Genomic DNA, 19,921 nt, shown 5'->3' with positions numbered 1-19,921 from the left:
GCTCCTGTCGGACCTGTTGGTCCTGTCGCTCCGGTTGCTCCCGTTGCTCCGGTTGGTCCTGTCGCTCCGGTTGCTCCGGTTGGTCCTGTCGCTCCGGTTGCTCCCGTTGCTCCCGTTGCTCCCGTTGCTCCCGTTGGACCTGTTGGTCCTGTCGGACCGGTTGCTCCCGTTGGACCTGCTGGGCCTGTCGGACCGGTTGGGCCTGTCGGGCCGGTTGGACCTACTCCACCGCCTTCTGCATCTAGCAACGCTACATCATCTACAATGACATCAGCAGTACCTGCCTGCGGCAAAGTATTAATCAAGATAAAAGCCATAGTAGCTCCGGCTGGAGCCGGCGCAGTCGTTTCATAAACTTCAAGCCATGTGTTATTTTCTACAACTGGCAATCTATTAAATGGTATATTTAAGAATAGACCTTGCCCTAAAAAGTTAAAAGCACTATCAAAATAAGAGACTTGAATTTGCACCTGAGGAGATGGAGCAAAGCCAGTTTTAGCAAGAGAAGCAAGAAATTCTAAGCCTTCTCCTGCATCGACTGGTACAAATTGAGCAATAAATGAAGTGACATTTCCGCCTAGCAGTCTTGCAGACCAAAAACCCGTATGCGAAAACTGAGTTGTAACTATTGCATTTTGGCCAACCCAAGGTGGAAGTGCCCCTGTTTCAAAGCTACCATTTACAACTAAATTTTGAATCGACATCTAGGGTCTTAACCTCCCTTTTTCAAGATTAGCTTCAATTCCCTTTTTTCAAGATTGAAGCTAACATATACTATGTTTTCTCAAATAACTCGGTCACGTTATTTTCCATACGTTTAAAACACATTTTATAGCTATGTGAGGCTTCATATAAAAAAATTCACCCCAACGTTGCTGCCATTCAAAGTTGTCAAACTCTATTCTTCTTTCATTTCAAAAAAAATAAAAGGTGATGTTCTAAAAAGAACTTCCTCTCCTTTTAATGAAACAAAATCAGGTTTCTGTTTCGATTGAATCCTAGTGCAGAAGTTACGTTCGTCAGTTTTCAGGTTGATGAACCTTTTAGATTTTGCGCTCCTAATAAACCTTCTTCTCCTGTTACATTCAATAAAGAAACATCGTCTTCTAAAATATCTTCGGCTTCCTCTTAGCTGGATAAATTACGGTTTCCGTCAAGACAACAAAAAGTTCTCCTCCTTCTGCCGGAATAGGCTATGAATCTTGCAATGAATGAGATAAATGTTTCCCCTAAGGAGTCTTACCGAGAAAAAATGTGAACATGAAAATTGGTTTGCTGCGATTATCTTTACACCTGCCCTAGCTGGGAGGGGTACAATTTTAAAACCGCTGTAAACCACTCGTTCTTAAAAATCACCCCCACATCTATTTAATCTATTGACTGCAACTTTAATAGATATTAAAGCTTTATATACTATGATCTTTTCTCTCAAGCAGACACGTTATTCAACACAAACATTTTCACAAATTTCAATTTTTTTCGAAGAAAGGGCCTCAATTCATCACACGACCCGGATTACCTACAGCCGTTTTCCCAGCGGAAATGTCTTTTGTGATGACGGCTCCAGCTCCGATGACAGCATGTTCTCCGATGACAACCGATGGCAGCAATGTGGCATTATTGCCGATTTTCGCCCCCTTTTTAATAATCGGGCCTTGGTATTGATAATTGCCCATTCCCATATATTTATCATTTGATGTTGAGCAGCACGGACCGATAAATACTTCATCTTCAATTTTCATATCAGCCGTAATATAGCATCCCGTTTGAATGGTCACACGGCTTCCGATGTTTGTATTGTTCTCAACCATAGCGTTTCGTCCGATAATGCTTTCTTTGCCGACTGACACATTTTCACGGATGCTTGCCATGTCTCCCACAAACACGCCTTGGGCCAACAAGACGTCCCGATAAATCACTGCATTTGAACCGATGACAGCATCGTCCTCAATTGTCAATGGAGCACCGGTTTTTTTCGGCTGGCGCGCCATTTTTTTATTTGAAGAAGCCGTTTTGCCAAGTACGGTCAAATCACCGACTTTCACTCTGCTTCCGATCTGCGTATCCATTTTAATAATGGCATGGTGGCCAATCATTACATCGTCTCCAATTGTCACGTTTTCCTCAATCACGACATGCTCTCCCAACACCACATTCTTACCGATCTTTGCGCTTTCATGAATCATCTTCACAGCCTCCATTTCTCAGAAATGCCTTTTGCATCATATTCAATTCGCATGCAATCAGAAACGGCTTCACAAAAAAACACGGCCGCCAACAGGCGGACCGTGCTACTTCTCTCTTCTGGCAAAATCGACAAACCGGAATTTGTCAAGGCGGTGTCTGCTTTCCGTATATTGAAACAAAGTGGTGTCATCCAAGAAAACGAAGTTTTTCACAACGACGATTTGATCATATCCATTTAGGTCCAAATATTTTTGGTCCTCTTCCGTACACGGCTCCACGACGATTTCTTTATGGGCATAGCTGATGACAAGCCCGAGTTCGCCTTCGATATAGTGATAGATCGAATCCTCACATATCTCTTTTGTTAAAAGCGGCACGTTTTTGCGGATAAAATAATCCTTGTCCAGAATGACATGCTCCCCGTCAATGTTTCGGGAGCGGACGACGCGCCATACCTCTTCATCACCGGTGATGCGAAGCTGCTTTTGAATATAAGCGTCCGGATGGGTCAGGCCGAATTCATGCACCGTCGTTCTCGTCTCTTTGCCGAGCGTTTGGGAAAGCTCTTTAAAACTGACCAATCCGGAAACAGGGAACTGCATTTTCTCCCTGTTCAGCACAACAGAACCTTTTCCCTTAATTTTTTGGATGTATCCGTTTTGGACAAGTACGTTCAGCGCTTTCCGAACCGTTTCCCTTGACGTCTCATATTGTTCGGCAAGATCGTTTTCAGATGACAAAATATCCCCGGCGCTCAAAACACCTTTATCGATTTGTTCTGCGATTTCTTTGTAAATCATCACATATTTATTAACTTTCATTTATTACCACCCAGCTTAGTTTAGCACGGTTTGGCAAGATGATAAACTATCGATTGATAAGGTTTGACCTTAAAGCTTGCAAAGTGCTCCGGAGTATCGGCATCATTGGAAATGAGAACTTTGGCGGCATAGCCTTCAATATCAATATTTTCGGGAAGGTGGAACTCAGTCTCTCTTCCGTAAAAATTATTGATCACCAAAAGCTTTTCATCCACTCCGTTTCTCACATATGCGTAAAGCTCTGGGTCATCTTCAAGAATCAGCCGGTAATCACCCGTGGTGATAATGTCGTATTCTTTGCGCAGCTCATTCAGCTTCTTATAATAGTAGAAAATCGAATCGGGATCGCGCAGCGCTTCTTCCGCATTGATGTCTGTGTAGTTGTCTGGAACCGGAATCCACGGTGTTCCCGTTGTAAAACCGGCGTTTGCCTCCGCATTCCATTGAACGGGCGTACGCGAATTATCGCGGGACTTCGCCTTCAAAATCTCAAGGATTTCTTCTTCCGGTTTTCCTTCTTCTTTCATCAGCCGATACATATTCAAAGACTCCACATCCCGATAAAGGGAAATATCATCAAATTTCGGATTTGTCATTCCAAATTCTTCTCCCTGATAAATATAAGGAGTGCCTTGCAGCATATGGATCGCGGTTGCAAGCATTTTCGCCGATTTTTTCCGGTATTTCCCGTCATCTCCGTAACGCGAGACGATCCGCGGCTGATCATGGTTGCACCAGAACAGCGCGTTCCAGCCGCCACCTTTATTCATCTCAATCTGCCATTCAGAAAGAATCTTTTTCACCTTTAGAAAATCGAATTCGGAGAGCGCCCATTTTTCCCCGTTTGGATAGTCGGCTTTTAAATGATGAAAGTTAAACACCATATCGAGTTCTCGGCTTTCCGGGTTTGTGTAGCGGATGCAATCGGCAATGGTTGTCGATGACATTTCACCGACCGTCATGCTGTCATATTGAGAAAAAACCTCCCTGTTCATTTCGTGCAAAAATTCATGAACCCTGGGCCCGTCCGTATAAAACCTCCGTCCGTCACCGCTTTCATCATCGGGAAAACGCTGATCTTTCGAAATAACATTGATGACGTCAAGCCTGAAGCCGTCAATTCCTTTTTCAAACCAGAAATGCATCATTTCATACACTTTTTTTCTGACCGCTTCATTTTCCCAATTTAAATCAGCCTGTGTGACATCATAGAGATGCAAATAATACTGCCCCGTCTTTTCATCAAACTTCCACGCGGAGCCGCCGAATTTTGACTCCCAGTTTGTCGGCGGAGAACCATCCGGTTTGACATTTTTCCAAATATAAAAATTGCGGTAAGGATGATCCTTGGCAGACGATGCCTCTTTAAACCATCTGTGCTCTGTTGATGTATGGTTGACGACAAGATCCATAATCACCTTCAGGCCGCGTTTGTGTGCTTCCTGTAAAAGCTGCTCAAAATCTTCCATTGTTCCGTATTCTTCATGAATCCGGTAATAATCGCTGATATCATAGCCATTGTCATTTTGCGGGGATTCATAAATCGGCGTCAGCCAAATCACATCACAGGCGAGTTCCTTTATATAATCAAGTTTTTCAATGATGCCCTGAATGTCGCCGACACCGCTCCCTGTCGTATCATTGAAGCTTTTCGGATAAATTTGATAGACTGTCGCTTTTTTCCACCATGGGTTTTGTTTTGTTTCCATATTTTTAGCACCACCGTTTTCTTCTATATGAAATGGGAAAAGGGAGTGACCAAAAACGCGTCCCTCTCCCTTTTATTATTTTTGTTTCAATTTTGCATAAGCATATGTTCCGGCAAATGGAACCACGAGCACAATCGCCATCCCAATCGCAAAGGCGCCCCAATACTGGCTCATGATTGAGAAAATGCCAGGCACGCCGCCGACACCGACAGAGCTTGCGAGAACCCCTTGTGATGAAATATACATCCCGGCCAGCCCGGAACTGATCATGGCGATCACAAACGGAAACCTATATCTGAGGTTCACCCCGAATAATGCTGGTTCGGTAATGCCGAGATAAGCCGAGATGCCGGAAGTTAAGGAAAGCCCTTTTTGCTTCTCATCTTTTAAGATAAACATCATTGCAAGCGCCGCTGATCCTTGAGCGATATTGGAAAGCGCCAGCATCGGCCATAAAAATGTACCCCCAAGCTTGGAACCGATCAGCTGCAGATCGACTGCAAGGAATGTGTGATGCATTCCTGTAATGACGAGAGCGGCGTACAATCCCCCGTATAGGAGGCCGCCCAGTATGGCAAATTTTCCGAATACGGCAATCAGGCCTGATGTTAGCACATTTCCGATCGCAAATGTAATCGGCCCGATGACAATAAATGAAGCAAAGCCTGTCACAAGCAGCGTAATCGGGGCAACCACCAGCAGCTGTATGCCCTCAGGCGTCCGCTTTGTTAAAAACAGTTCTATCTTTGCAAGTAAATAGGAAGCAAGCAAAATCGGCAGCACTTGTCCCTGATAGCCGACTTTCTGCACCTCCAGCCCGAAAAGGTTCCAAACCGGGATCTCTCCGCTCTGTTCAGCGGCTCCATATCCCCATGCATTTAATAAGTCCGGATGTACGAGCATGACACCGAGCACGATGCCAAGCAGCGGATTGCCGCCGAAACGTTTGACAGCCGACCATCCGATTAATGCAGGCAGAAAAGTAAAGGCCGTACCGGCAATCAAATTAATCATATTGGCGAGATCCGCCCACTGCGGATAGACTTCGACAATCGATTTACTGAAGAAAATGCCTTGGGCCGTCAAAATATTGTTGATCCCCATTAACAATCCAGCTGTCACAATCGCCGGCAAAATTGGAATAAAAATGTCCGCAAGCGTTTTCACAGCACGCTGCAAAGGGTTCATATTTTTTTCAGAGGCCTTTTTCACTTCATCTTTGGTCGATTCGCCAACCCCCGTTTCTTTCACCAGCTCTGCATACACTTTATTGACTGTCCCTTGGCCGATGACCACCTGAAACTGGCCGTTAGTTGAAAACGAGCCTTTGACAACATCAATCTGATCAAGCACCTCTTGATCAACTTTACTTTCATCTATTAACACAAACCGCAGACGTGTCACACAGTGGGTTGCCGCTGCGATATTTTCCACACCGCCGACCGCATCGACAATCTGTCGTGCCGATTGTTTTACATCACCCATTCCAAACCCTCCTTCTCCGCTTGTAACTTGTATATACATGTTATAATTATATTGTAATCCTGTATATACAAGTAGTCAACATATTTTTTAGAGCGCTTTCAAAAATAAAAAAACCAGCCGCTCCTCATCAAAACAAGAAGAAAACAGGCTGGCTCCCATAGCAGCATGCCCGCTTTCTTCTATTTTAAAATGGAACTAAACTGGTCAAGCTTTTGAAATGATTTTTAAGAATTTTCCGCCTTTTTTGACGGCTCATAGGTGTTCTGTTTTCCGACATCTTTTAAATAATACTCCTCAGATGTAAAGAACTCGGTATACAGAGCTTTCACTTTTTTGCTCAGAAGCAGCAGCGCCGCAATGTTCGGAACCAGAATGAAGGCAAGCGCCAGGTCAAGAAAGCCCCAAATCGCCTTTGCCCCGCCTGCTGCCCCTACGATAATCGCAGCTAAATAGATCAATTTAATCACATGTCCCGCGATCCGTCCGAATAGAAATTCAGCTTGCTTGACTCCGTAAAAAATCACGACCGTGATCGTTGATAAAACGAAGAAGACAAGTGAGATCGACACGAAGTATCCGCCTCCGCTGCCAAAATAGCTTTTAAAAGCGGCGGCAGTTAGCGCTGCCGGATTTTGAAGGGCATTTTCCCCGGTCCAAACGCCTGATGAAAGAACGACAAAAGCTGTCGTTGTACAAATGAGCAAGGTGTCAACGACGATCCCGATCACAGACCAGAACCCCTGCCTCACAGGATGGTCGGTCATTGCGGCGGCATGTGCAATCGGCGCCGTCCCCATTCCGGCTTCATTGGAATAAAGACCCCGTGCAAAACCCCAGCGGACGGTTTCGGCAATAGCTGCACCTGCAAATCCTCCTAATGCTGAAGAAGAGGTAAACGCATTCGAAAAGATGAGAGAGAAGAAAGCCGGCACTGATGAAATATTCATGAAGACGATGATGATGCCTGCGCCGACATATGCCCCTGCCATAAGCGGCACCACAAGCTCCGTCACTTTTCCAATCCGTTTAATTCCTCCGATGACAACTAAACCGATCACAAAGGCGATTCCGATTCCGGCGTATACTTTATTGAAAGAAAAGGTATCTGCCAATGAGACGGATACTGAATTTCCTTGAACCATAATGCTGGGAACCAGCTCGACAATCAGCGCGACAGAAAAAAAGACGCCGAGCCATTTCATCCGCAGCCCTTTAGTTATATAATACATCGGTCCCCCGACAAACTCGCCTGCTTCATTTTTTTCTCTGTAATGGACGGCAAGCACGCTTTCCGAAAACTTAATCGCCATTGCAAACAGCGCGATCAGCCACATCCAGAAAACGGCTCCGGGACCGCCGAACATAATCGCAGCCGGCACACCGACAATGTTTGCAGCGCCGACCGTCGAACTGAGAGCTGATGTTAATGCTTGCAGAGGTGTAACTGTCCCCTCTCCCTTCGGCTTTTGACCTACGCTGCCGATCGTCTGTTTGAAAATGTAGAAGGAATGGCGAAACTGAAAAAATTTCAAAAGGATTGTCAAATACACCCCTGTCCCCGTCAATAAAATAATTAAAGGCGGCCCCCACAGCCAATCAGATATACGTTCTACCCATGTTAACAGCATTTCCATCCTATCACCCTTTTTTCGTTTATGGGTCATTACCACAACTGGAGAAAAATAAACCTCTTTTGTACGGTAACTTGCATAAGTTTTATAGAATAGGGTTCGTCATCTTGCCGCCTGATTCCTTCGGCTCAAGTCTATTTGACTTTCCATCATCAGGTGCCGGAGCAGCTTGCTTACTTGGGGGTGACAATCATTCGACCTGCTCGGGAAAGGATTACTGCATTGATTTCTCGGCTCAAAAATCGGTGGGGCTCTCCATTCCGCATGAAATAAAGGCAGACGCCCTGAAAAAACGGCTGCCTTTTATTTTCGGCCCAGCCGATTATAGATTTTATCTTTATAAAAAGCCGATGCGGGCTTGGAAAACATCCCTTTTTTTCCGGCGAGCCTGTCGAGCTTGAGCTGATTTTCCGTTTTTCTTCTCATTAAACGCTCGCGCTCATTTTCGTCCGTGCATTTGGATATTAAGTCGTCGATCGTCATCAGCTCTTTTTTCAGGGCACCTTCGTCTCCTGCCATACCGGCGTTTTTCATGACCCGGTATGCCATGCGGAGATTCTCGGGAATATGTGCAGCTTCATCTTTTTTAAGCGGCCTGCCCATTCCGGGAAGCCCGTCAAATTCCCCGTCCTTGATCGCCTGCTTAATCTTATCCTCGGATATGATGCTCGAAAAATCCATGGTCTAAATCCCCCTTTCTTTCATATATTAAAATCAGTCTGCCATAAAAACATTTGACTGCCAATATCAGTCATACACAAAATATTTCCAACCCTCTTGTTAAAGGGTGAAAAAACCTTCATTTACCGGGCGTTTCACGACTTTTTTCAGAGCCTTAGTTTCCGCTTTTCTAAATCGGTATTTCATGGTATATTTTATACATTCGTTTTTTCTTTCGTTCCGATGGTTTTATACTGATCCGGAAAAAAGGAGTGTAACAATGAAAAGATTTATAAAAGAAAGAGGCCTTGCCTTTTTTCTGATAGCCGTCGTCTTGTTATGGCTAAAAACTTATGCTGCTTATGTAATTGAATTTAATTTAGGAATAACCAACACGATACAACAGATTTTGCTTTTTGTGAATCCGATTAGCTCAAGCTTGTTCTTTCTTGGATTGGGACTGCTTTTCAAGAAAAAAATACAGCAGACAGCGATTATAGTGATTCATTTTTTAATGTCTTTTTTACTTTACGCAAACGTTGTATACTACAGATTTTTCAGCGACTTTATCACACTGCCTACGATCATGCAGGCAAAAACAAACGGAGGGCAGCTCGGAGACAGCATTTTCTCATTAATGCACTCTCTCGATGTGTTTTATTTTATCGATACAATCATTTTAATCGGATTGGCTGTCTTTTATAACAGACCTTCTGAAACGACTACGAAACGGCCGTTTAAAATTGTGATGGGGGCAAGCATCCTGGTCTTTCTCGCCAATCTTGCAGTAGCAGAGATGGATCGTCCAGAGCTTCTCACCCGCTCTTTTGACCGCAACTATCTTGTGAAATATCTGGGAACATACAACTTCACAATCTATGATGCGGTGCAGAATGTGAAGTCAAACAGCCAGCGCGCCCTGGCCAGCTCCAGCGACGTGACGGAAGTTGAGAACTATATTAAAGCCAATCAGGACAAACCGAATGCCGAATACTTCGGAAAAGCGAAAGGCATGAACGTCGTTTACATTTCAATGGAATCACTGCAGACGTTCCTGATTGACTATAAGCTTGACGGCAAAGAAGTAACACCGTTCTTAAACTCACTGGCCCATGATGATGAGACATTCTATTTCGATAACTTTTTCCATCAGACTGGACAAGGGAAAACATCAGATGCCGAATTTATGATGGACAACTCGCTGTATCCTTTAGCACAAGGATCAGTATTCATCAATAAAGCGCAAAACACGCTACAGTCGGCGCCGGCCATTTTGAAACCCCAAGGCTATACATCAGCGGCGTTCCACGGCAACTACAAAACGTTCTGGAACCGCAATGAAATGTATAAAACCATCGGTTATGACAAATTCTTTGACGCTACGTATTACGATATGAGCGAGGATAAAACGAAAAACTACGGTTTGAAGGATAAGCCGTTCTTTGAAGAATCAATGCCGCTGTTGAAAAGCCTGAAACAGCCGTTCTATACGAAGTTTATTTCGCTCTCGAACCATTTCCCGTTTGAGATGGATGAAGGCGATACAGACTTCCCTGCCGGTGATACCGGCGACAGTGTTGTCGATCACTATTTCCAATCGGCCAACTATATGGATCAGGCGCTTGAACAATTCTTCAACGATCTGAAAAAGGCCGGATTATATGATAATACGATTGTTGTCATGTACGGGGACCACTATGGCATTTCGGAAAATCACAACAATGCGATGTCCGAAGTATTAGGCAAAGACATCACACCATATGAAAACGCGCAATTACAGCGGGTTCCGCTGTTCATTCATGCACCTGGGGTCAAGGGAGTCAAATCCCATAAATACGGAGGCGAAGTCGATGTAGCCCCTACCCTGCTTCATTTGATGGGCGTGAATACGAAGGATTACCTGATGAGCGGTTCTGACCTTCTGTCACCTGAACATCGTGAAGTGATTCCGTTCCGAAACGGCGACTTCGTTTCTCCGGAGTACACGAAAACGAACGGAAACTACTATGATACGAAGACAGGAGAGCTTCTGAACGAAAAAGACATTGATCCGACCATCGAAGAATCGGTCAAAAAAGAGCTCGAGATGTCGGATAAAATCGTTGACGGAGACTTGCTGCGATTCTATAAACCGAAAGGATTCAAAGCAATTGATCCGAGCGATTATGATTACACCAACCATAACCCGAAAACATCTGAATCTGATGCGGCGTCAACAACGAAATCAGATTCAGGGCAATAACAATCGGCAGCACCTGCTTTCCTGACGGAAGGCAGGTGTTTTTTCGTCTTGAAGCCGCGCTGTTCCTTTTTCGGGAACAGATATGGTAAGCTTGATTTGGAATATAAAAAAAGAAAGCGGGAATGAATCGTGATTGTAACGAATGACCAAGAGCTTGAAGGGCTCAAAAAAATCGGCAGAATCGTCGCTTTGGCGAGGGAGGAAATGAAGAAAAAAGCAGCTCCAGGCATGAGTACAAAAGAACTTGATCTCATTGGAAAAGAAGTGCTTGAAGCCTATGGAGCAGCATCAGCTCCGGAGAAGGAATATGATTTCCCTGGAACAACATGCATCAGCGTAAATCATGAGGTTGCCCACGGAATTCCAAGCAAATCCGCCATTTTAAAGGAAGGCGATTTGATCAACATTGACATTTCCGCGGAATTCGGCGGCTACTACTCAGACACCGGCATTTCATTCGTATTGGGCACAGGCGATGAGACCTTGCACAAGCTTTGCGAATGTGTCGAAAGCGCTTTTCAAAAAGGCCTTTTGCAGGCGCGGGCCGGCAAAAAACAAAATCAGATCGGCAGAGCCGTATACAACGAGGCGAAAGAAAACGGATTTACCGTCATTAAAAACCTCACTGGACACGGCATTGGAAAAAACCTTCATGAAGCGCCGAACCATATTCTAAATTACTATGATCCGTTTGATAATGCGCTGTTTAAAAACGGAACAGTCATTGCTCTTGAACCTTTTGTTTCAACAAAAGCCGAACATACTATAGAATCCGGAGACGGCTGGACTTTCAAAACGCCCGACGGAAGCTTCGTCGCACAGATCGAGCATACGATCGTCATCACGAAAAACGAACCGATTATTTTAACACAGCTTGACTGATTTTCATTCAAAGCCCGGACTCATGCAAGTCCGGGCTTTTATGTTAAAATATAAAACAGAATGTATCCGAAAGGAGCCCTTTTTCTTATGCTGTTTGCTATTATCGGGCTGATCTTTTTAATTGAGAGCGTGTTCTTAATCGTATATGCTCATAAAAAAAAGAACGGCTATTTAAAATACATCGGAATTGTTCTCAGCATTTCAATCCTTGTCATGATCATTACGAGCCTGACACACAGCTGAAATTCTGCATGGTCAAACTCCCGAACCAGGACGAAAGACTCAGTTTCGGAAAATTTTCGCCCACCCCTTTTCAACGTTTTTCTATAGATGTTAGAATGCCAATTGCATCGAATAATAGAAGGGGGTTTTCTGCCATGCATTACGGAAGCAAAGGCTGGTATGTAGAGGAACTGAAAAAGCTCGGAATGACGAAGTATGAAGGAAGAAAGCTTCAAAGCTATAAAGCGCACTTTTTAGCCAATCTGCTAGAAAGCGTAAAAAAATAAACCACTCATTCTAAGCCGTGCCGCTTTCGGCACGGCTTATTTTTAAGCGCTCAGCTGTTTTAAAAAGGACGCTCTCCAGCTTTCTGACAAAGCATCGACCTCAAGGATCTTGCGAATGGCGGGCTGATTATCCCTGTCATGATACATCAGATGGTTGGCGTATGAAACGGTCACTTCATTCACATCACGGGAAACGAACTGCAGCTGCGCATCCGGCGCAACGATCCCTTCTTCCAATACTCTGAAATAAAATCCGCTGTAGCCTGTATCTCTCACTTTCAATACCATATCTTTTTCATTCAACTTTTTGGCAAGCTTAAAACACGGCTGCCGCGGCTGGCTTACTTGAACAAGAGCTTCTCCCAGCTTAAAAGTATCCCCGATGCACACACCTTTTTCTGTTAAGCCTTTAACCGTCAAATTTTCTCCGAATGCCGCTTCAGGAAGCTTTTTCTTCAGGACGTCTTCCCAGTATCCATAATGATCCGCCGGATAGACGCAAACCGCTTTATCCGCTCCGCCATGATGGACGAGATCAGCCTGCCTGTCTCCTTCAAAGTTTGTGCGGCTTAAATACACGGGCTTATCGACGGGCTCTTTGAAAATCGCCGTCTCTACCTTCTTTCCTTCAAAGTCATATGTGTCCGGATGTCCGACATAAATAGAAAAAATCTCATACTTTCGATTTTCCAAAACTTCACGTCCTTCCTTTATTTTCATATTTTAACGATTCCTTTAGATTATGTCTATCCCATGATCTTAAAATGGGAAATATGATAGCATAGAAGAAGGGGTGTTCTCTATGCTTCAATATCGAATCATTATAGATGGGCGTGTCCAAGGTGTGGGCTTTCGCTACTTCGTTCAAATGGAAGCAGACAAACACAAGTTAACCGGCTGGGTGAGAAATCTCGACAGCGGCGCTGTGGAGATTCGTGCCGAAGGCCCGGAAGAAAGCCTGAAACACTTCTTGAAAGCAGTAGAAAAAGGCAGTCCGTTCTCAAACGTAACGAATGTGAAAGTAGAAGAAACAAAACAACTCGACGGATATCAAAAATTTAATATCAGCTATTAAAATCCGCCGCTGACGGCGGATTTTTTAATTGCTCCTTGACTTATTCCGTATTTAATTTTAGTATTTAGTTAAATAACTAAATTTCGAATTAAGGGATGCTTACAAATGAATCAAATGTTTAAAGCCTTAGCTGATCCGACAAGAAGAAAGATTTTGAATCTGCTGAAAGAGCGGGATTTGACCGCTGGTGAAATTTCAGGGCACTTCCAAATGTCAAAACCCAGTATTTCACAGCATTTGAAAATCTTAAAACAGGCCGAATTAATACAAGATGAAAAAAAAGGCCAGTTCATCATTTACTCTCTGAATACAACCATGTTTCAAGACATTATCAGCTGGGCTTTCAGTTTTACTGAACAAACCGGCAAAAACGAAGGGGATACAAAATGAAGAAGCACATATTTTCACTATCTATTATTTTAGCTAATCTTTTGATGTGGGCGATCGCTTATCCGCACATATCCGATCAAGTGCCCATCCATTGGTCGTCCTCAGGCGAAGTTGACAGATATGCTTCAAAAATGGAAGCGATGCTGACCATGATGGGTTTGCTTGTCTTTCTGTATATCATGATGATCCTGACTCCAAAACTGGATCCGCGCAGAAAGAACTATCAGCTTTTTTCAAAAACATATCATCTTCTCATAAATGCAATGCTGCTGTTATTTTTCTTGATCAATCTGCTAGTAGTCATGACAGGGCTCGGCTATGACCTGCCGACGGGAAGCATCGTTCCGGTGCTTGTGGGCGTTCTATTGATCGTGATCGGCAATTACCTTCCGAGAGTCCGCTCCAATTTCTTTTTCGGAATTAAGAATCCTTGGACATTGAGCAGTGATGCGATTTGGAAGAAGACCCACAGATTTGCGGCGAAAGTATTTACTGCCGCAGGACTTCTGATAGCGGCGGACGGGTTGTTTTCAATAAGCGAAGGTATGATGCTGCCCATTATTTTGATCACGGTTTTTGCTCCCTATATCTATTCCTATGTTCTCTATCGAAAAGAAATGGATGTGAAGAGCTGACATGAGGATCAGTGAAAAAGGCTCCGATACGGAGCCTTTCATTGATGATTCATGCGCCGGCGATCTTGATAAGAAAACGTCATCGAGCCTGTTTTTTGGGTAAGGCCTATGAATAAAGGCAATCTCGCCTGCCGTATGACAGAGCAAGATTTTTGCATCTTTGCTATATGTAAGCATTGCAAAAAACAGCGAACACGCTGCATGGCACAAAGTATTTTCTTTTGATCTCCGATTTTCCTCTTTAGTAATCCCCGAGATAAGGCTTTTCCTGATAAAAATAATTTGGTTTTACCGGCTTATTTTCATAATAGCTGTGGAATATATGGGTCGATGCCGGTGATAACGGCGGAATCAGCCATGTCCAGCTTGCCGAGAGCTCCCGCCCCTCTTCAGCTTCCTGTTCCTCAAACCGTTTAAATTGGCTTGCCGCTGTATGGTGGTCAACGATGCTGACACCCGCTTTTTTATAAGAGTAAAGCACAGCCGTATTTAGCTCAACAAGCGCTCTGTCTTTCCACAGGGAGGCATTTCGCTCTGTGTCAAGCCCCATAACGGCCGCCACTTTTTCCAGCACATTATAGCGGTCTGTATCAGCGAGGTTGCGCGCGCCTATTTCTGTTCCCATATACCATCCATTAAAAGGTGCGGCATTATAATGGATTCCTCCGATTTCGAGCTTCATGTCCGCAATAATCGGAACGGCATACCATTTCAGCCCCAAATCTTGAAAAGCTGCAATGTCAGGGTGTATGAGCGGCACCTCTTTTACGATATCCTTGGGCAGGTCATACCAGACAGGAGGATGATCTGCGATTTGAAAAACGAGCGGCAGCGGATCAAAAAGCGTCCCCTCTCCTTTCCAGCCAAGCGCCTGACACGCTTTTGTCAGCTCTGTTGAAGCCGGATCGCCGACAACGCCGTTTTCCGTCTCATATCCCGCGTATCTGATCAGCTGATGGTTCCAAATGGTGACTTTCTTTTCCCCGTTTTGTTCTGGAGGAAATATAGTAATGAACGGTTTTATTTTTCCGCTGTTAGTCGCTAATCGAATATGCTGAAACAGCGCATCCCGCACCTCTTCTTCCGTCCGGGCGTCCCTTTTGTCCAGGACAGTAAGAGAATGCCAAAACAGCCTGCCGATGCAGCGGCTGCTGTTTCTCCAAGCCATTCTTGCTCCATGTTCGATTTCTTCCATTGTATGTGTATAGGTGCCGGTTTTCTTGATTTCTTCTCGTATGTTATGTAAACGCAGCTTTTTTTCCTCTTCGGATTTTGACAGTTCTCCGAAGCATATCTCAATGAAGGCCTTTGCTTCATTCCATCGCTCTTCATGTGCTTCCAACCGAATTCTCTCCTTTCCTGCTTTTAGGTTGATATTTATTGTATAAGTTTCCGGCACAGTTTAAAACCTTTCTGTATGAAAAGACAAAAAACCTCTAAAAAAGCATCCGCCAAAGGGTCGGATGCCTTCTTTTTTATTCTTGAATATGAAGCGTCTTTTGATCGAACATAAAGCGATAGACAGGAAGCTCTTTCCCCGCTTCAGAAGAAATATAGCCTGTGCTTACAAAACTGTCAACTGATTCAGGTTCAAGCGCAATCGATAAGAGATTGCTCTGCGGCTGGGCAGTAAAATAGATTTTTGTTCCCTTTGGAAACTCTTTTTTCTTGTTTTTAAGCTTTGTTTCTACTTTGATGACGGGACGGCCTTCTGATTCTCCCGCCGTTTCTTTAGAGACAACCTGAAAAGCCTCTGCTGAAAGTTTTTTCTTAAACTTCAGCGTCACGCTTTTTAGCCCTTGGTCTTTCAATTTCTGATCGATATCTTGATGTCCCGGCAAGACAAGATAGGCTCTCGGCCGTGTTCGCGACAGGGTCGGTACAGCCTGGCTCGCACTGTAATATTGAACGGGGACATCGACTGCTTGTCCTGAAGCAATATCCGCCATTTTCAGCGTATCTGCAAACGGCCCGGCAAAGTCGCTTGTAATGACGACCTGATCCTTGTCATTTCCTTTTGCCCCTTGTTGGATCAGCTTTAATTTTTCAGCGGCGACAAGATGTTTGATTTCAGCTGCATGCTTGACCGTCGTGTTCATGATGGTCTCATGTGTCGCCACTTGAGCAGCGACCCTTCTTGCGAAATTTTCGCGTCCGATGTCGATTCCCCTGCTTTCAACAAGGAAGGAAAGAGCAGGCTGAAGAGCAAAGGCATTGCGTCCGATCCTCGCTTCTGTGCCGCCTTCATAGATTTCGATTTTCCCGTCCTTGCTTTTTCCAGTCGTATAATAGGAATCATTTGAGAAACCTTTCTGATCAAGCTTTGCTTTGATGCCGTTCACATAAAGGCTGTCAGAGGCATTCCTGATGGATTCCGGGATATTTAAATTTTTTCCTGATAAAACTAAAATATCGTGGTATTTCAATGTCCCTTTTTCACCGATATGTTGAAATTCGTTTTGGCCCACACCATATTCATGTGCGTCAATGACGACCTCTGGAGCATATTGAATGAATTCCTTATGGATGGCGCGTACTTCGGGAGACTCAAGCTTCACATGGTCTCTGTTTCCGTCGATTCCGCTTGAAAGCCTTCTGTTAAAGTGATAAGAGCCGTCAGGATTAACTCTCGGGACAATGACCACGTTGACCTTATCGAGGACTTTATCCCCGTATGGCCCGGCCAATTTCTCGGCCATTGCCAAAGTCGCTTCCCCGGCAGCCGGTTCATTTCCGTGAATTTGTCCCTGCAGCCAAATAATCGGCTTTTTGGATATCGACCGTATACGGTCATCTTTTGTAAAATAAAGCACAGGAATTTCTCTTTTTTCAATCGAAAAACCGATATTTTTCATTTTGACGTACGGACTTTTTTTTGTCAGACTGTTGATAAACTTCATCATTTCTTCCTGTGTCGTAAAGGCTTCCCCCTTTTTTACGAAAGCAGGCGTTTTAAATGTTTCTTCAGGCTCTGGATATAATGAAGATAATGGTTCTGGCTGAGCGTAATTTTTTCCGTAATAAGGGGTTTCAGCGGCATGCGCCACATCGAAGAACAGCAGTCCGGCAAATAAAATTGTGATCCCCAGCAAAGCTTGCACCCTTTTTTGCACATTCATCATTCCTCAGCTCCTTTCCAGCATACCTGCATTATAAATGAAACGCGCGCATTTTTTGTCTAAAATTTCAGAAAATGAATCAATTGGTACACATACACAGCTGGAAACTGGAACAAACGCTATGAAAGAAATGGTTCATTTTTCACTCGCACTCTCATAAAAAAGAAACATTCAGGCGAACCGAATGTTTCAGCTAACACTTGCTTCTGGCTATGAAACGGGAAGGCGGTTGGACAGACTGAGCAGTTCCTGTGAAAAATCGTCCCCCATCATCGGCACGCCGTGGCCTGTCAACAGTGATGCCGGTTTAAGTTCAGCCAGCTTGCGAATCGAGTCTGCCGCTTTTGTCCAGTCCATCGTAAAATAAGCAGGCGGACCGTTCAGCTCTTGTTTTTGAATCGCCACCTCAAAAAGAGATTCCTGTTCTACCGTTGTAACGGCATCCCCGACGATCAAGGTTCTGTCCGACTCCCGGAAAAGCGAAATATGCCCTGGTGTATGGCCTGGCGTGTCCGTCCACTTCCAGCCGGGAAGGAAAGGAACAGAGCCGTCTTCACTAAGCGGCTTTACATGGGATGAAATATCGATTGAATGCCGCGGAAATAATGGAGAAAGCTTTGCCACCAGTCCGCTTTTCACATCCGGTTTTGCAGGCGGATAATCCGCTTTCCCCGTTAAATACGGCATTTCTTCAGGATGAGTGTAAACGGGGACCGGCCATTTTTCCAGAAGCTCCTCCAATGCGCCGACATGATCGAAATGCCCATGCGTCAAAACGATCGCTTTCAGCTGAAAATCACCGCCAAACCGCTCTTCTGCTTCTTTTAAAATGAAAGGTGCAGATTTTGGCATACCCGCGTCGATTAACACGGCTTCACGCGAATCAGGATCGAAAATAAAATATACATTCACAATTTGAACGGTTAATCCGTAAACTCCTTTGGCATATTCCTTCAAGACCCCGCTTTTAATAGAAGTCAGCGGCATATAAGGATCACTCATCATGTCACCACACTTACTTATCATTTGCATTCACTAGTGTGCGCTTTTTTGCAAACATTTATGAGTTTTTTCTTCATTTGCCGGCAGTAGAAGCAGCGTGATACATTTGAAATAATGCGTGACCTGAGGGGGAAGCAAATGATTGATGATAAGTGGTTTACCATTACTGACTTGGGTGGGGATACGTTTGCGATCAGTGAATACGGCCATTGGGAAAATGTGCACTCTTATTTGCTTCTTGGAAGAGAAGAGGCATTTTTAATCGATACAGGCCTTGGCATTGCCAGTATGAAAAAAATCACGGACAGGCTGACAAGCCTGCCGATCAAGGTAATGACAACCCATGTGCACTGGGACCACATCGGAAGCCATGGTGAATATGATTTCATTTATGTGCATGAAGCTGAGAAGGAATGGCTTACAGACGGAATCAAAGGACTGCCAATTGAACAGATACGCCGCGATGTTTCACGCGATATCACAAAACCAGTCCCAGATACATTTTCTCCTGAAAGCTATACGCCGTACAAAGGCGAACCAGCAGGCATTCTTAAAGACGGCGACATAATCGGCAGCCATTCAAGACCGCTGGTCATTTACCATACACCAGGACATTCTCCGGGGCATATCTGCATCTTTGATCAGACGGCAGGCTATTTGTTCACTGGCGACCTGCTTTATACCGGAGCGCCAGTCTATGCTTTCTACCCGACGACAAACCCTCTGGACCTAGTCCATTCCCTTGAAAAAATCTCCGCCATTAAAGGTGTAAGGAGAGTTTTTGGAGGACACCATCAGCTTGGTCTTGATCCCGGCATTTTAAAGGAAACCGAAAGCGCCGCACATTATTTAAAGACACATGGTCTGGCAAGGCACGGAACAGGCATCCATGAATTTAAAAACTTCAGCATTCAGTTTTAGCCTCCGTTTACGCTTTATCTGAAATATGCAGACCTTTCACACGGAAGCCTTTTCCGATTGTATGAAGCACATATGTACTAAGGCAAAATCCGATCACGCCGCCGGCAGTATTTAATATTAAGTCATCAACATTAAACATTCGTGCCATGATGATTCCTGAAGCAGATAATACCAGCTGCAGGCTTTCAATGAGAAAGCTCGTCAAAAACACAAGAACAGCCGCTTTTTTTAGCGTAGTCTTTCTCCATAGAAATGAAAGATAAACGCCTAAAGGAAAGAGCAGCAATACATTATAAAACGTAAGCCTGACAGAATTCCAAAAAAACCAATCTAATCCGGCCTGCTCATACATCTCGAGCCAATCACCCACAAAATAAAAAGGGATGGGCTGAACATCAAGATAAGCGAACTCCTGATCTGGAAAATGAATGTCGCCTATCGTCAATTGAAAGACGGCGCATAAGTAAACAAGGAAGCTGGCAAAAACAAGTTTTCTAAAAAAACTCGTTCTTTTTCGGTTTTTCATAATATCATACAAAAAATAAATAAAAGCACATATAAAACCGGGCACCATTAAATCAAGCGACCAAAACATTAAAACCACACCTTTCAATCTAAAAAAAGAAGGCAGGATGTCTCCTGCCTCCTTTATC

Annotated in this window: 20 protein-coding genes; 8 read left to right on the top strand and 12 right to left on the bottom strand. The window is 44.3% G+C overall.

Annotation, left to right across the window (positions count from 1 at the left end; genetic code table 11):
- From BTA30_RS14485 to BTA30_RS14455, 7 genes are all read right to left on the bottom strand, one after another.
- Positions 1 to 704 (bottom strand): NTTRR-F1 domain (locus BTA30_RS14485; RefSeq protein ID WP_142243712.1); only part of this gene is annotated, 704 nt, incomplete at its 3' end.
- 789 nt (positions 705 to 1,493) lie between these two features.
- Positions 1,494 to 2,186 (bottom strand): N-acetyltransferase, encoded by a 693-nt coding sequence (locus tag BTA30_RS14480; protein WP_076762020.1) that lies wholly within the window; start codon positions 2,184 to 2,186, stop codon positions 1,494 to 1,496.
- A 105-nt stretch (positions 2,187 to 2,291) separates the two neighbouring features.
- Positions 2,292 to 3,008, bottom strand: a complete 717-nt coding sequence (gene treR, locus BTA30_RS14475) for a trehalose operon repressor (protein WP_076762019.1) — start codon at positions 3,006 to 3,008, stop codon at positions 2,292 to 2,294.
- Between the two features lie 20 nt (positions 3,009 to 3,028).
- Complete coding sequence (gene treC, locus BTA30_RS14470; protein ID WP_076762018.1) at positions 3,029 to 4,717, bottom strand: alpha,alpha-phosphotrehalase; 1,689 nt, start codon at positions 4,715 to 4,717, stop codon at positions 3,029 to 3,031.
- A 75-nt stretch (positions 4,718 to 4,792) separates the two neighbouring features.
- On the bottom strand, positions 4,793 to 6,202 hold the full coding sequence (treP, locus tag BTA30_RS14465; RefSeq protein ID WP_076762017.1) for a PTS system trehalose-specific EIIBC component: 1,410 nt from the start codon (positions 6,200 to 6,202) through the stop codon (positions 4,793 to 4,795).
- A gap of 224 nt (positions 6,203 to 6,426) precedes the next feature.
- Positions 6,427 to 7,836, bottom strand: a complete 1,410-nt coding sequence (locus tag BTA30_RS14460; RefSeq protein ID WP_076762016.1) for an alanine/glycine:cation symporter family protein — start codon at positions 7,834 to 7,836, stop codon at positions 6,427 to 6,429.
- Between the two features lie 300 nt (positions 7,837 to 8,136).
- A complete protein-coding gene (locus BTA30_RS14455; RefSeq protein ID WP_076762015.1) occupies positions 8,137 to 8,514 on the bottom strand; it encodes a DnaJ family domain-containing protein in 378 nt (125 codons plus the stop codon).
- 259 nt (positions 8,515 to 8,773) lie between these two features.
- On the opposite strand from BTA30_RS14455, the gene ltaS reads away from it, so the two are divergent.
- The 4 genes from ltaS (at position 8,774) to BTA30_RS14440 (ending at position 12,126) form a co-directional block, all read left to right on the top strand.
- The gene (gene ltaS / locus BTA30_RS14450; protein WP_076762014.1) at positions 8,774 to 10,735 is read left to right on the top strand and encodes a lipoteichoic acid synthase; all 1,962 of its coding nucleotides are present in this window, start codon (positions 8,774 to 8,776) and stop codon (positions 10,733 to 10,735) included.
- Positions 10,736 to 10,864: 129 nt separating this feature from the next.
- Positions 10,865 to 11,617, top strand: a complete 753-nt coding sequence (gene map / locus BTA30_RS14445) for a type I methionyl aminopeptidase (RefSeq protein WP_076762013.1) — start codon at positions 10,865 to 10,867, stop codon at positions 11,615 to 11,617.
- Positions 11,618 to 11,704: 87 nt separating this feature from the next.
- Positions 11,705 to 11,860 (top strand): hypothetical protein, encoded by a 156-nt coding sequence (locus BTA30_RS23430; RefSeq protein ID WP_094777342.1) that lies wholly within the window; start codon positions 11,705 to 11,707, stop codon positions 11,858 to 11,860.
- 134 nt (positions 11,861 to 11,994) lie between these two features.
- Positions 11,995 to 12,126, top strand: coding sequence for a YflJ family protein (locus BTA30_RS14440; RefSeq protein WP_076762012.1), 132 nt, complete (start codon positions 11,995 to 11,997; stop codon positions 12,124 to 12,126).
- A gap of 42 nt (positions 12,127 to 12,168) precedes the next feature.
- Here the strand turns inward: BTA30_RS14440 and BTA30_RS14435 are convergent, their stop codons facing one another.
- Positions 12,169 to 12,819, bottom strand: coding sequence for an MOSC domain-containing protein (locus tag BTA30_RS14435; RefSeq protein ID WP_076762025.1), 651 nt, complete (start codon positions 12,817 to 12,819; stop codon positions 12,169 to 12,171).
- Between the two features lie 109 nt (positions 12,820 to 12,928).
- Between BTA30_RS14435 and BTA30_RS14430 the strand changes: the two genes are divergently transcribed.
- The 3 genes from BTA30_RS14430 (at position 12,929) to BTA30_RS14420 (ending at position 14,226) form a co-directional block, all read left to right on the top strand.
- Positions 12,929 to 13,201: an acylphosphatase gene (locus BTA30_RS14430; protein ID WP_076762011.1), complete on the top strand. Its 273-nt coding sequence runs from the start codon at positions 12,929 to 12,931 to the stop codon at positions 13,199 to 13,201.
- 105 nt (positions 13,202 to 13,306) lie between these two features.
- Complete coding sequence (locus tag BTA30_RS14425) at positions 13,307 to 13,591, top strand: autorepressor SdpR family transcription factor (RefSeq protein ID WP_076762010.1); 285 nt, start codon at positions 13,307 to 13,309, stop codon at positions 13,589 to 13,591.
- Positions 13,588 to 14,226, top strand: a complete 639-nt coding sequence (locus BTA30_RS14420; protein ID WP_076762009.1) for an SdpI family protein — start codon at positions 13,588 to 13,590, stop codon at positions 14,224 to 14,226. The genes BTA30_RS14425 and BTA30_RS14420 overlap by 4 nt, the downstream gene beginning before the upstream one ends.
- Positions 14,227 to 14,467: 241 nt before the next feature.
- Here the strand turns inward: BTA30_RS14420 and BTA30_RS14415 are convergent, their stop codons facing one another.
- The 3 genes from BTA30_RS14415 to BTA30_RS14405 all read right to left on the bottom strand — a co-directional run bounded on the left by BTA30_RS14415 (position 14,468) and on the right by BTA30_RS14405 (position 18,347).
- Positions 14,468 to 15,568, bottom strand: a complete 1,101-nt coding sequence (locus tag BTA30_RS14415) for a nitric oxide synthase oxygenase (RefSeq protein WP_076762008.1) — start codon at positions 15,566 to 15,568, stop codon at positions 14,468 to 14,470.
- Positions 15,569 to 15,701: 133 nt separating this feature from the next.
- Positions 15,702 to 17,345: a M14 family metallopeptidase gene (locus BTA30_RS14410; RefSeq protein WP_076762024.1), complete on the bottom strand. Its 1,644-nt coding sequence runs from the start codon at positions 17,343 to 17,345 to the stop codon at positions 15,702 to 15,704.
- A gap of 210 nt (positions 17,346 to 17,555) precedes the next feature.
- Positions 17,556 to 18,347 (bottom strand): MBL fold metallo-hydrolase, encoded by a 792-nt coding sequence (locus tag BTA30_RS14405; protein WP_076762007.1) that lies wholly within the window; start codon positions 18,345 to 18,347, stop codon positions 17,556 to 17,558.
- A 138-nt stretch (positions 18,348 to 18,485) separates the two neighbouring features.
- Between BTA30_RS14405 and BTA30_RS14400 the strand changes: the two genes are divergently transcribed.
- Positions 18,486 to 19,268: an MBL fold metallo-hydrolase gene (locus BTA30_RS14400; protein WP_076762006.1), complete on the top strand. Its 783-nt coding sequence runs from the start codon at positions 18,486 to 18,488 to the stop codon at positions 19,266 to 19,268.
- 7 nt (positions 19,269 to 19,275) lie between these two features.
- On the opposite strand, the gene BTA30_RS14395 is transcribed toward BTA30_RS14400, so the two are convergent.
- Positions 19,276 to 19,863: a VanZ family protein gene (locus BTA30_RS14395; protein WP_076762023.1), complete on the bottom strand. Its 588-nt coding sequence runs from the start codon at positions 19,861 to 19,863 to the stop codon at positions 19,276 to 19,278.
- Positions 19,864 to 19,921: the final 58 nt, after the last annotated feature.

Source organism: Bacillus swezeyi (genome assembly GCF_001969815.1).
Lineage (GTDB): Bacteria > Bacillota > Bacilli > Bacillales > Bacillaceae > Bacillus > Bacillus swezeyi.
This window is presented reverse-complemented; position numbering and strand designations above follow the sequence as displayed.